Origin of the sequence: Bradyrhizobium sp. JR4.3 (assembly GCF_040547695.1) — a bacterium.
Lineage (GTDB): Bacteria > Pseudomonadota > Alphaproteobacteria > Rhizobiales > Xanthobacteraceae > Bradyrhizobium > Bradyrhizobium canariense.
In genome coordinates, this window is sequence record NZ_JBEPQF010000070.1 from 1 (window position 1) to 12,579 (window position 12,579).

A 12,579-nucleotide genomic window follows, 5' to 3' on the forward strand; every position below is an offset into this window, starting at 1 on the left:
CGATGCACCACAGAATCATGGTCCGCAGCGAAAGGGAATCCACAAACGACAATTGCAAGATTTGGGGGCCTCAAGCCCCCAATCCCTGCAATCTCTAATGCCGCCGCAACCGGAAAACTGACTCCTGCTCAATCGCTTAGAGCCTTGTTCACGGACGACTACTTAGCGACATGATCCACGCGACGACGTCCGAGGAGACCGAGGCTCAAGGACTTCATCCGAAAATGCCGGCTAGCAGTGGAACAGCGCACGCACAACAAATGCGACCGAACGACAGCGCGAGAAGCTCAACCGGCCAATCAAGACGGAGACCGTGATGCCGTCCGCAGAGACCGCTCCCATGCTGTTCTGGGTTTGCTCGCCTTCAGCCAGATTATCATGCCGAAGGTGGATGGTTGCAGACGCTCGCCACAATCCATCAGCCGATTGACCTCGCCGCCTGAACCGTTACGTTCATGTTAGCTGAGATCGCCACCGCGAATTCCAACCACTCTCCCGACGACACTTCTCAGAATGGTCGATCCGTGACTGCCGCGAATGAATTTTGGATCTAGACAAAAATGAGCCGCCCGATTCGCATTGCTGTAGCCCATTTTGCGCATGAAACGGTGACCTTTCTCAACAACGATACTCGACTTGACGATTTCATCTATCCCGGCTCGCCTGCGAAGGGCGAGGCGCTGCTCAAATACGATCCTACGAACTTCATGGGCGGCTTCGTTAAATTTGCGGGCGAGCATCAAGACGTCGAACTGGTTGGAATCGAGTCTCCGCTGTGGCCCAAGACATCCATAGCGTCAGGTTGGATAACCGAGGAGGCCTTCGAAACGCTTGCCGGGAAGATGGTAGGCCAGATTAGGGTGGACGGCCCGTTCGATGGTGTGTATCTCGCCCTTCATGGTGCGATGGCCGTGCGTGGCGTGCCACGGCCGGAAGCGGAGCTAGCGCGGCGCGTGCGAGAGGTGGTGGGGGGCGATACATTCATCAGCGCTACATTCGATCTGCACGGTAACGAGGACGAGGCGTTCTTGAGGTCCGCCGATATGGCATTTACGGTGAAATACTTCCCGCATTACGATGGATATCTACAGGGGGAGCGTGCCGCGCGCATGTTGTTGAGATCTATCCGTGGCGATTACATCCCGACTCACGCCACGCTGAAGGTACCGATCATCTCACCCACGGTAGTGCAATGGACCGGCGCCTCGCCTTGGATGGACCTGGTCCAGCGCGCTCTGATCTGGGAAGCGCGCGAAATTGACGCCTATGTCAACGTGTTCTTCGGCTTTCCATTTGCAGACGCCCCCGACCTTGGAATGACAATCCAGGTGCTGACAAACGGAAATGCGGAGCTTGCCGCCAGGATCGCGCGCGATATGGCGGCCGCGGCCTGGGACCAGCGAGAGGCACTGTTGACTTCGACAAAAGTCCACAGCATGTCTGAGGGCGTGCGGCTCGCGAAACAAGCCATAGTGATGCGCGCGGTGCCGGTTGTACTCGCTGACTACAGTGATCGGTCGGGCTCGGCGACATGGCTTCTCAAGGAGATCATCGCGCAGAATCTCACGAAGACGGTCATCGCCACTGTTGCTGATCGAGATGCCACGGCAGCGCTCAAGAAAAAATGCGTCAAGGCAGATGACATCATCGATATAGAAGTCGGCGGGTTGATTGACGAGTCCGCTGGTGCTCCGGTTCGGATTGAGGGTGCGATCGTTAGTACAGTCGAGGCCGACGGCCAGTTTTGCGCCGCGATCGCCTTCGGCGGGGGCAATGTACTGGTACTGAGCGACTATCTGATCCAGGTGACCGATCCCCTTTTGCTTAGCCCACTTGGGCTCGACCTTGAGACATTCGAGGTCTTCGCCATAAAGTCCCGAGTGCATTTTCGCCGCGGGTTTTGCGACAACGGTCTTGCCAAGACGGTTCTGCTGGTCGAGCCAGACACGCCATTTGTCGGAACGATCCACCTCGATGCGCTCAGGTATGAACAGGTGGCGCTGACGAAGTTCTATCCGTATGGTGATCCGGTGTTTGGCAGCAACAGTAGCAAAGCTAACCTATCGTGAGTCTCAGACTGGATCGCGGTCGCCTGTTTTATGAACTCGCTGCGGATATTGGTGAGCATGATGCTAACCAAGAAGGTGTCGGGTAACCAGACCAGTCAGACGATCTAAGAGCATCAGGCACTCGTTTCGAGACACTCTCCGGTCGGTTCCACCAATTTTACTTTCTCAAAGTCCTGCCCCCCTCACGTAGTGCCGCTGCTCTTAAGCGGGGTGGGTGTGTATGGAAGTCCAATATCTTCGCGCTCAGCGCGAAAGCGTCGGACCTGGATGTGGCGTCTGAGACAGCGCAGCCTGGAGAGTCGGCTGATGGGGTGGTTTGAGTTCAAGGCCCTCGCGGCACGGGTAGGGCTGCCCGTTCCGCGCGTCACTCACACTTGGCATAGCCAGCAGGATTGCGCGCGGTGCCGACACGAGTAAAGCAAACAAAAAGCACAATCGAGTGAGCCGGCGGATCCAATAGTCGTATCCGCCCATCGCTCGTCTGAAGGTTTACGATCTTCCGTTCGAAGCGAGAGGGGCGCCAAGGCAGCGCCGGCTATGCCCATCGTCAGAGTGGGGCGGGCTTGGTGCGAAACGGCGGAACGCGCGCTCAATTTGCAGAATTTACCCGATAGCTGGCTGTATTTAGGGTTTTTCTACGCAAGCGGCGATTTACGATCCTCAGACGAGCGCGCGCGAATGCAGTTTTCGTTGCGTGGAGGAGAGCGGATGCATGACCAAGCTGGATGGTGGCGAACTCCAATCCCAGGCGCGTGAAAGATCGCTCCAGGGGCGGGTTGCACTGGTGACAGGTGCGACCGGAGGGCTTGGACAGGCGATCGTAAGTGAACTGCGCCATCGCGGCGCGGACGTGCATGGTGTGGACATTGCCGGCGAAGGCGTCTTTCACGCTGACCTCTCCACTGCGAGCGGGAATCGCGAAATGGTGCGCCATGTTCTTGCACTCGCTGGACGTCTCGATATCCTTGTTTTGAACGCCGGCTCTCAGTTTGTCTCACCTATTGATCAGTTTCCGGACGAGGAATGGGACCGTCTTCGGGCCCTGATGCTAGACGGACCATTCTTCGCCATGAAGGAGGCGTGGTCGGCCTTGACGAAGCCCCCAGGCGGCCGCGTGGTGGTCACGGCATCAACATCGAGCTTCCTCGGCGCGCCTGGGAAGGCTGCATATACCGCTGCAAAGCACGGAGTCCTTGGGTTGGTCCGCGTGGCTGCGTTGGAGGGTTCGCTGCATGGTTTGACTGTTAATGCGGTGGCGCCGGGCTGGATGGATACGGGAATGATGCGTAGCCAGCTCGAGATTCAGGCGGCGAGTATGGGGGTAAGTATCGATGAGGTCATCGCTCGTTTCCGTGCGGCTCAACCAGCCAAGCGCTTCGTCGAAGTTCGTGAGGTCGCGGCGACAGTTGGCTTTCTTGCGAGTCCTGAAGCATCGGGCGTCAATGGCGTCTGTGTGCCGATCACGTCGTAGCCCAAAGCCGCCGAGCCGAGTCCCTCGATTTTAGGCGGCTTACATGATGCGATATACGATAAGGAGACGCTTATGGGCAAGAGGATCGTCCACATCAATCGCCGTCGCGCCGTCGGTATGCTGTCGGCGGTGCTCGGTGCGCCATTCCTTTCCCGGGTTGCCGGTGCAGAATCTGCTATGCCCGAACAGGCGACCGTCCCCGTCATCCTGAAAGGATCGGGAGAGGTCCGCATTGCCACTTACGGCGGCGCGCAGCAAGAAGCCCAGCAGAGGGCCTGGTATGAGCCCTTCGAGAAAGCGACTGGCATCAAGGTTCGCCTCTTCGCGGGCACCGATGCTGCAAAAGCGAAGGCGATGGTGGATACCGGTAATGTGGAGTGGGACGTGATGGACTGCAGCCGGGGAATCATCCTGAGGCTGATGAAGACCGGCGATTACTATGAGAAGATCGACTACTCTTTGATCGACGATGGTCTTCCGAAGGAATTCCGGTTCGAGCATGGGGTGGAGCAGCTCATCTGGGCCCATGTGATGGCGTGCCGTACCGATGCGTACAAAGGCGCGATGCCTGCAAGCTGGACGGATTTCTGGGATACTAACAAGTTCCCTGGTGATCGGGCCATGTGCGGCGTGCCTACTATCGCAGAGTTGGAATTTGCACTGATGGCTGCCGGAGTGCCCGCGGACAAGCTCTATCCCATTGACATCGATAAGGCGCTGGCAAGCCTCGATAAGATTAAGAAGAGCGTGGCAAAGTGGTGGACCACGGGCGCCCAGCCGCCGCAGTTGCTGATTGATCGCGAAGTTCCCATCACGACGGTCTGGAACGGCCGGATGACGGAGTTGATTGAGCACGGTGCCCCTGTTGCGATCAACTGGAATCAGGGCCTGTTGAGGCGCAATGCTTGGGGCGTTCTCAAGGGTGCCAAGAACAAGAGCAACGCCATGAAGTTCATTGCGTATTCGCTCATGCCAATCCCGCAGGCACGCTACGCCATGTTGATTGACTATGGAAACACCAATCCCGCGGCCAATAAATACATCCCGCCAGAGCGCTTGGCGAAGCTGCCGAGCGCGCCGGAGATCCAGAAGAACCTCGTATTCTACAACGAAGAATGGTGGGTCGACAACGTCGCCACGGTCCAGGCAAAGTTCAGCAGATGGCTGTTGGGCTAGCCGCCGAGGCGACGGAAACCGAGCAGCCTCTTCACGGGCTACGCAAGATCGGCGTGATCAATCCATGCTGATAGATGGCAATCGAAGAGATTTTATGCTTGAAATATTAGAATCTTCGCTGAGGCGTCGTGACAACGTTCGTCTCCGGGGCGCCTCGGTATCGCTTAGCACCCTGAGCAAGAGCTATGGTGGCGTCTCCGCCGTGGCGGGGGTATCGCTTGAAATCCAGTCGGGCGAGTTCCTGACCCTGCTTGGTCCCAGTGGCTCTGGAAAAACCACAACACTGATGATGCTGGCAGGTTTCGAAAGCCCGACCGCCGGCGAAATCGCCATTGACGGTGTGTCAGTGGTCGGGACGCCGCCCTATCGTCGTAACATCGGCATGGTATTCCAGAACTACGCCCTCTTTCCGCACTTGACGGTGGCCGACAACGTAAGCTTTCCGTTGAAACAGCGGGGCATCCCGAAGCCCGAGCGCGCCAAGCTGGTGGGTGAGGCGCTCGAGCTGGTACAGCTGCCTGGCTACGGCCAACGTTATCCACGCCAGCTATCTGGTGGCCAGCAGCAGCGAGTGGCGGTGGCCCGGGCCATTGTCTTCAAGCCGAGGTTGTTGTTGCTAGACGAGCCGCTAGGCGCCCTCGACAAACAGCTCCGCGAGAACCTGCAGATTGAGATGCGCCGCCTCCACGCCGAGCTGGGCATCACTTTCGTCCTCGTAACCCATGACCAGGATGAAGCGCTGACCATGTCTGATCGCATCGCCGTCATGAACCAGGGAAAAGTCGCGCAAATCGGGCGACCGGAGGATCTCTATGATCGGCCGGAAAATCGTTTCGTTGCGGGCTTCATCGGTCAATCCAATTTCCTGCCTGCGGTGGTGTGCGGTTCCGAGGATGACGTCGTTGTGGCCAAGTGTCAGGGCGTGCTGGTGCGGGCCGTCACCTCACAGCAGCCGGCGATCGGCACCGAGGTGACGGTAACGATGCGTCCAGAGCGCCTGCGCTTCGTCGACACCGCAATTGGATCCGAAGCATCCGTTAACCGCATGGGTGTCACTGTGACGGAGGCGGTGTTTGCCGGCGAGCGCTACCGGTATCTGCTAAAGGCCGAGGGTGGAGTATCCATGGTGCTCAAAGAAGCATCGAGTGCCACGGTCCGCCGCCGGTCAGTTGGCGATCGCGCGGAGATCGCCTGGTCAGTTGCGGACACGATCCTTGTCTAGGGGGAGGCTATGTCCGAGGCGATCATGACACCCCCTTTGCCCTCCCAAGTGAAGCGTCCGGAATGGTCTGAATGGAATCGCGTATTTCCAAGGATCATGCCGTGGCTGCTTGCAGGACCGCTACTCGTCTATATGCTGATGTTTTACGCCATTCCCGTGGTGGCCATGCTGCTGCGTAGCCTCAACGATCCGACGTGGTCGTTAGATCACTATGCGGCGCTGACCGGTGATGCGGTGTTCCTGAAGGTCTTTTGGATTACTCTGAGAACGTCACTGGTTGTCACGCTCGGCTGTTTGGTGCTCGGGTACCCGGTGGCGCACGCCTTGGCACGCGCCCGTTCAACCAGGCCCGTCCTGCTGATCATGATCTTGCTGCCATTCTGGACGTCGGTGCTAGTTCGCAGCTACGCATGGATGGTGCTGCTGGGCCGTCATGGAGTTATCAATGAGCTGTTGCTGGCGCTCGGGCTCGTCGAACAACCGCTCAAGCTCCTTAATACGACAATGGCAACTGAAATCGCGATGATTCACATCCTGCTGCCGTACATTATCCTACCAATCGCAAATTCGCTGCTGCAGATCGATCCCGCTCTGGAGCGCGCCGCCTCGGGGCTGGGCGCCACGCCTTGGGGCAGCTTTCGCCAGGTCACCCTACCGTTGTCGATGCCGGGCGTGGCGGCCGGACTGCTGCTGGTGTTCGTGCTGGCGCTCGGCTTCTATATCACGCCCGCAATGGTAGGAAGCTCGCGTGATATCACGATGTCGATGTTGATCGCACAGCAGGTCCACCTGCTCAACTGGGGGTACGCGGCCACTCTTGCCGCCGCGCTGCTGGCCACCGCGTTCGCCCTGATCGGTATCGGACGGGTCGTGCCCGGCGTCGGCAACGCATTCAAGGTGAGCAAGTGACAATCGCCGCTCGCCTCGTGCCACTTCTCCTGGCGCTCATCCTGCTGTTCCTGGCGCTCCCGATTGTGGTGGTATTCCTGCTTTCCTTCTCATCGGTCTCTTATCTTACGTTCCCGCCCCCTGGCTTTAGCCTAAGATGGTACGCTGCCTATTTTGGTAGCGCCGATTGGCTTCAATCAACTTGGCTGAGCATCTGGGTGGCAGCTTCCGTGGTGGCCTTATCCACCATCCTCGGTACTTTGGCCGCAATTGGCATTGCACGCCTGCCGAGTGCGATACGAACCATCGCGCTCGCTCTGATTTTCTCGCCGATGATCGTACCGGGGATCGTCGTCGCGATCGGCATCTACTACGCATTTTCACGCTATGGCTTGATAGGCTCGCCGGGAGCTATCGTGATAGCGCACACTTGCCTCGCTGTGCCGTTTGTCGTGACCAGCGTGAGCGCGAGCGTTGCAGCGATCGACCCGAGCCTTGAGCAAGCGGCCATGGGCCTTGGTGCAACGCCCGGCAGTACGCTGCGGCAGGTCACCTTGCCTCTGATCCGGCCGGGCATTTTTGTCGGTGCGCTATTTGCGTTCATCACTTCGTTCGATGAGGTGATCGTCTCTCTATTTCTGTCTGGATCCGGTGCCGTGACGCTACCGCGACGCATGTGGGACAACATCCTATTCCAAATCGACCCCACAATCGCGGCTGTCTCGACGCTCACCACGATCTTAACGGCTGTGCTCCTATTCGCCGCGCACGTTCTACGCAGACGGACCGAGCAGCTCAGGAACTCGTAGCAGCCAATCTGGCACGTTGGACGATAATATATCCAAGGTGAGTGTGATCCAGTCATTGAGTGGAAGACCTTTCGGAGAGGAACGACACCATTGCCTCCTAGGGCAACGTCAACATGATATGATGGCTGCAAAGGCCGGTGCTCCTGCCGGGCGGACGGCTTCGTCCCGGAAGTCGTGAATGGAGAGATGTCTCCTATTCACATAGGTGATATCACGATCGGTGGCTGCTCCAGCTCGGCGTTTGTTGAATAGCGGAAATCATTTCCATCGGGATTACTGAGTTGCATGCGCTGGCAAGATAACATGGCTCCTTCACTAAAGAACTTGGTTGATATCCTTGAGCCCAAACGCCTGGCGGGAGACCAGTTCCGCGGCCACAACCTCGATTTGCGGTGGGGCTACTTGTTCGGCGGACAGCTCGTGGCGCAGGCCTTAGCATCTGCCGAGCAAACGATTCGCGAGGACCAGTCCGCTCATTCTGTACACGGGTACTTCCTGCGGCCGGGCGACGAGCGCAAGCCGGTCACTTACCAAGTTGAGCGGATTCGGGATGGAAAAAGTTTTGCGACGAGGCGCGTCGAAGCACTTCAGGACGGCTGCACTGTCTTCACACTAACAGCCTCGTTCCACCGTGAGGAGGCCGGCGTCGAGCATCAAGATCTGATGCCCAAGATGCCTTTCCCGGAGGGCCTTCATACGCAGGCCCAGATTACTCGCAAGTATACGGATAGGATGCCGGACGCGACGCGCGAGCAGCTTTCGCTTAACTGTGCGATAGAAATGCGTCCCGTACAGCCCATTGACATCCTGCACCCCGACCCAAGGCCGCCGCTACGCGGCGTCTGGTACCGTGCCATGGGTACGCTGCCCGATCGGCCGGTTCTACACCGCGCCCTACTAGCCTACGTATCGGATCTGAACCTTTTGTCGACGGCGATGCTGCCGCACGCGCTTACCTGGCTCACCCCGGGCGTGCACTCCACAAGTCTTGACCACGCCGTCTGGTTCCACCGCTCGTTTCGTATAGACGACTGGCTCCTCTTCGTGATGGACAGTCCATCGGCGAGTGGCGCCCGCGGCCTAACCCGTGGTCAGTTCTTTTCGCGAGATGGACGCCTCGTCGCCTCGGCAGTTCAGGAAGGACTGATCCGCGTGCTGACTTGAGGCGGCAAGTGAGAATGCGAAGACGCGCTTGGTTTCCTCCCTATCCTGTTCTTTCGCGGTAGGAACAGATCTGCAATGCGATCAAGCACCCGTGGCGGGAGTCGGAGTTTGGCTTCGCTTGTTCGATCGGAGAAGAGTACGCCGCCCTAGTGCTGCTCGCCTGGACGCGCATTCGGATCACGGTAGCGATACTCGCGCTCGCCGCGACGATTTCGATCCTGAGCTACCCAACAGCGGAATGTTCATCTCGAAAGACAAATTCGACTAACAGTAATCCGGCGTATTGCACGTTGGCAATCAGCAGGGTCGCACCGTCCCTGTGCGCTGACCCTGTCATGCGTTGCTATGTAAATCTTCACATCAACACCCGGGCGCGATCATCGTGACGCCCGTACCGTGCGGATCACCCGACACAGCTGCTCGCCATCTATGGCCGTGTCCGTCCGCACCACCACATCGCCAATTGCTATCCCAAGCTTGATCGCCGGAACTGACGCTCCTCCAACGCACCTTGGACGACGAGCGGCCCGAATGTCGGCTGCGACGCCTCGCACGCAAGCCAATCGGCCGCGGACCGGATTAAGATTTTGGTCTGGGATCGAACGGGCCTCGTGTTAGTTCACAAGCGCCTCGAAGGTTGCAAGTTCGTTTGACCAACGATCGCAGACGGCGTGATGCGCATATCGCCAGCGATGTTCGCAGCCCTGTTCGAAGGCTGGATTGAAGGTTAGTCCGCCCGGAAGAAGCGCGGCGTCCCCAGGCGGCTGGATAACTGCGGCAGATTGACTCGGGAGCTATTTTGAACGTGGCACGCGCCGTGACGATGTGCTCGAAATAGCGCATGAGCATTGCGGTACTGCGCGACGAAAATGAACGCCTGAAGGTGCTTTTGGCGCAAACGCAGGCGGCCCTGAACGAGCATCAGGGAGCGCTGGCAGCGTCGGAGGAAGCGCGGCGTCGGCTCGAGGTCATTCTCGGCGAATTGCGACGCGAGAAGTTCGGCGCGAAGTCCGAGAAGCTGCGGCCAGATCAGTATCACTTGCCGCTGGAAGACGTGGAGATCGCGCAAGGCATCCTGGACGCGGCTCAGGAGAGAGCCGAGGCTGTGATCCAGGGTCGATCGCGGAGCGTGCCGGAAGGTTCTCATCGCAATCGCGGCTGCTTGCCTGCCCATTTGCCTCGGGTGGAACGGATCGTCGAGCCTGCGAGCATGCTTTGTCCGTGCGGTTGCGGCGCCATGACGAAGATCGGCGAGGACGTCAGCAAACGTCTCGCCGTGATCCTGGCGCAATGGCGGGTGTTGGTCACGCGCCCCCCGAAATACATCTGCCGCCGCTGCTCGGGCCCTGTCGTGCAGGCCCACGCGCCGGAACACGTCGTGCCTGGTGGACTGCCGACCGAAGCGGCGATTGCGCACGTGATCGTCTCCAAGTTCGGCGACCATACGCCGTTTTACCGTCAGGCCGAGATCTATGCGCGCCAGGGGATCCGGCTTGATCGGGCGACACTGGGCAAATGGTCCGGCCGCGCCTGCTTCCATCTCCAACCCGTAGCGGATCGCATGCGCCGCCATCTGGGGAGGGCAGATCGTCTGTTCATGGACGAAACCACGGCACCGGTGCTCGATCCTGGGCGGGGCCAAACCAAAAAAGGCTACTTCTGGGCGATCGTCTCCGACGACCGCGGCCACAGCGGTCCAAGTCCTCCGATCGTGCTGTTCCGATATGCTCCCGGTCGCAGCGGCGCCTTCGCGGAGCAGTTCCTGCATAGCTTTAACGGACGCTTCCTGCAATGGGATGCCTATGACGGGTATGGCCGGCTGACCGGAGTCGCTCGACCGCAGGGGCCGTGGACGCTCGTGCATTGCTGAAGCCATTTGCGGCGGCGCTACGTCAAACTGGTCCGCAACAGCAAATCGCCGATCGCCGAGGCCGCCGTTCGGCACATCGCACAGCTTTAAGACATCGAAGCCATGGTACGCGGTTCATCGCCGGACATCCGGCTGGCCGCGCGCTGCGGCGCGGCAATCAAGATGGAAGTGCAGCGTCAACCAGGATGAGAGAGCTTCGCCGGGCTCGTGACGCAGGGAGGGCGTAGCCCGACCGGAGTTACGAGCCCGGCGACGGCGCGATCCGAGCGGACCGCGCCGTCTGGTGATCGCGGCTGGCCGGTGATGGATGGTTCTTCTCGCCAAAGAGGAATCACCGTTGCCAGGCTGCCATGTCACCGATCACCAGATGAGGCTCTACATGAAGTTCCGTCAAACCAATTCGCCGCCAGTGGCGGCCGCGAAGGTGTCGTTCAGTTCGTCGACCGCTTATCGGCTCGAGAAGGATCTCCGTCTTCCGTCGCAAAAGAAGTCACCGCGGCAAAGGCGCCGGCCGGATCCCTTGGCCAACGTCTTCGGCCTGGAGGTCGTGCCGATGCTGAAGGCGGCTCCCGGCGTGCGGGCCCGTGGCCATCTTCGAGGAGATGCTCCGACGCCATCCTGAACTGGGGGCTGGAATCTGCCGCACGCTGGAGCGCCGGATCCGCGCCTGGCGGGCGATCCACGGCGAGGAGCAGGAGGTCATCTTCCGCCAGACCCATGAAGTGGGCCAGGTCGGCCTGTCCGACTTCACCGATATGGGCGAGCTTGGGGTCACCATCGCGGGCGTGCCGCTCGATCATCGCCTCTATCACTTCCGGTTGGCCTATTGCGGGTTCGAGCACGGCCCACGTCGTGCTTGGCCGCGAGAGCTTCGTTGCCCTGGCTGAAGGCCTGCAGAATGCCCTCTGGTCGCTCGGTGGGGTACCGCGGGAGCATCGGACCGACAGCCTGTCGGCCGCCTTCTGCAATCTCGATCGCAATGCGAGGGACGATCTGACCCGGCGGTACGAGGACCTCTGCGCCCACTATGGCATGCGGCCTTCCCGCAACAGTCGCGGCACCTGCGATGATCTTGCCTACGTCACCAAGGACCAGGCCGAGACCAGCGTGCTGTTCGAGCTCATCAGCGCACGCTACGAGCGGCGTTCAATGCTGATCACCGCCAATCAGCCCTTCGGAGAGTGGAACAGGGTCTTCCCGGAGCGGGTGTCGAGGACCACCCGCTCGACCAAGGCGTCAACCGCCAGGGCCCGGACTTCCTGGCACAGAGCACTGCCTTGCTGGTCCCGATCCGAGCGGCAGCAATAGACCGGATAGTCGGCATTCGGGCCTGTGTAGCGCATGCTCATGCGCCGTCCACAACGGCCGCAGATCGCAACTCCTTGTAACAGGGCTGCTCCCTTGCGCGGTACGCCGGCGTGTCCTGCCTCATAGCGGAAGACGTTACCTGCCAGTCGCCCCTGGTTGGCCATGAACTCCTCCCAGCTGATATAGCCTGGGTGAGCGGCGTGTAGGCAAACTGCCCAATCCGCGATCGCCACCTTGACCGTTCCCGTCAGCGATCCCGGCCGGCATCGGCTCGGATCCTTTTGTCGGCGGCCATAAACATATGCTCCAGCATAGGCCGGATTTTGAAGGATATTAAGGACGCGTGCACTATCTGGCGCACGCCAGACGATCTCGTGTGGAGATGGCCCAAGCAGCGGTCGAACCGGCAAGGACAATCCGTTCCTGTCCAAGTACCGCATCACACGGCGAGCGCTTTGCAGTTCCCGGAATTTGGCAAACACGAGATGAAGACGGGCCTGCACCTCCGTAAGCGCTTAGCCGGAACCCTTGCTTCGGGATATGGATAACTATGCGAAGAAGCCTCCGGCTTGGACGGAGGTTTGTGATGGGATTGGACAGCG

General features: G+C 59.6%; 10 protein-coding genes and 3 pseudogenes. 12 read left to right on the forward strand and 1 reads right to left on the reverse strand.

Going from position 1 to position 12,579, the window contains the following annotated elements; translation table 11 throughout:
• Window positions 1-235 precede the first annotated feature (235 nt).
• From ABIB91_RS41070 to ABIB91_RS41125, 12 genes and pseudogenes are all read left to right on the forward strand, one after another.
• A pseudogene (locus tag ABIB91_RS41070) lies at window positions 236-443 on the forward strand (IS256 family transposase); the annotation flags it as partial.
• A 117-nt stretch (window positions 444-560) separates the two neighbouring features.
• Complete coding sequence (locus ABIB91_RS41075) at window positions 561-2,069, forward strand: M81 family metallopeptidase (protein WP_354172829.1); 1,509 nt, start codon at window positions 561-563, stop codon at window positions 2,067-2,069.
• Window positions 2,070-2,781: 712 nt separating this feature from the next.
• Window positions 2,782-3,540, forward strand: a complete 759-nt coding sequence (locus tag ABIB91_RS41080) for an SDR family NAD(P)-dependent oxidoreductase (RefSeq protein WP_354172827.1) — start codon at window positions 2,782-2,784, stop codon at window positions 3,538-3,540.
• A 72-nt stretch (window positions 3,541-3,612) separates the two neighbouring features.
• Entirely contained in the window at window positions 3,613-4,716 is a 1,104-nt protein-coding gene (locus ABIB91_RS41085) for an ABC transporter substrate-binding protein (protein WP_354172825.1), read from the forward strand.
• A gap of 94 nt (window positions 4,717-4,810) precedes the next feature.
• A complete protein-coding gene (locus ABIB91_RS41090) occupies window positions 4,811-5,938 on the forward strand; it encodes an ABC transporter ATP-binding protein (protein ID WP_354172823.1) in 1,128 nt (375 codons plus the stop codon).
• A gap of 9 nt (window positions 5,939-5,947) precedes the next feature.
• A complete protein-coding gene (locus ABIB91_RS41095) occupies window positions 5,948-6,847 on the forward strand; it encodes an ABC transporter permease (protein ID WP_354172821.1) in 900 nt (299 codons plus the stop codon).
• Entirely contained in the window at window positions 6,844-7,635 is a 792-nt protein-coding gene (locus tag ABIB91_RS41100) for an ABC transporter permease (RefSeq protein WP_354172819.1), read from the forward strand. Before ABIB91_RS41095 ends, ABIB91_RS41100 begins: the two co-directional genes overlap by 4 nt.
• A 285-nt stretch (window positions 7,636-7,920) precedes the next feature.
• On the forward strand, window positions 7,921-8,799 hold the full coding sequence (locus tag ABIB91_RS41105) for an acyl-CoA thioesterase (RefSeq protein ID WP_354172817.1): 879 nt from the start codon (window positions 7,921-7,923) through the stop codon (window positions 8,797-8,799).
• A 578-nt stretch (window positions 8,800-9,377) separates the two neighbouring features.
• Window positions 9,378-9,452 (forward strand): IS66 family insertion sequence element accessory protein TnpB, encoded by a 75-nt coding sequence (gene tnpB / locus ABIB91_RS41110; RefSeq protein WP_354172833.1) that lies wholly within the window; start codon window positions 9,378-9,380, stop codon window positions 9,450-9,452.
• 188 nt (window positions 9,453-9,640) lie between these two features.
• Window positions 9,641-10,669 carry an IS66 family transposase gene (gene tnpC / locus ABIB91_RS41115; RefSeq protein ID WP_354236476.1) on the forward strand — a complete coding sequence of 343 codons (1,029 nt, stop codon included), beginning with the start codon at window positions 9,641-9,643 and terminating at the stop codon, window positions 10,667-10,669.
• Window positions 10,670-11,006: 337 nt separating this feature from the next.
• Window positions 11,007-11,740, forward strand: a pseudogene (locus ABIB91_RS41120) (IS21 family transposase); the annotation flags it as partial.
• Window positions 11,735-11,872, forward strand: a pseudogene (locus tag ABIB91_RS41125) (ATP-binding protein); the annotation flags it as partial. The pseudogenes ABIB91_RS41120 and ABIB91_RS41125, both read left to right, overlap by 6 nt.
• On the opposite strand, the gene ABIB91_RS41130 reads toward ABIB91_RS41125, so the two are convergent.
• Window positions 11,836-12,480, reverse strand: coding sequence for a recombinase family protein (locus tag ABIB91_RS41130; RefSeq protein WP_354213251.1), 645 nt, complete (start codon window positions 12,478-12,480; stop codon window positions 11,836-11,838). The pseudogene ABIB91_RS41125 and the gene ABIB91_RS41130 overlap by 37 nt on opposite strands.
• Window positions 12,481-12,579: the final 99 nt, after the last annotated feature.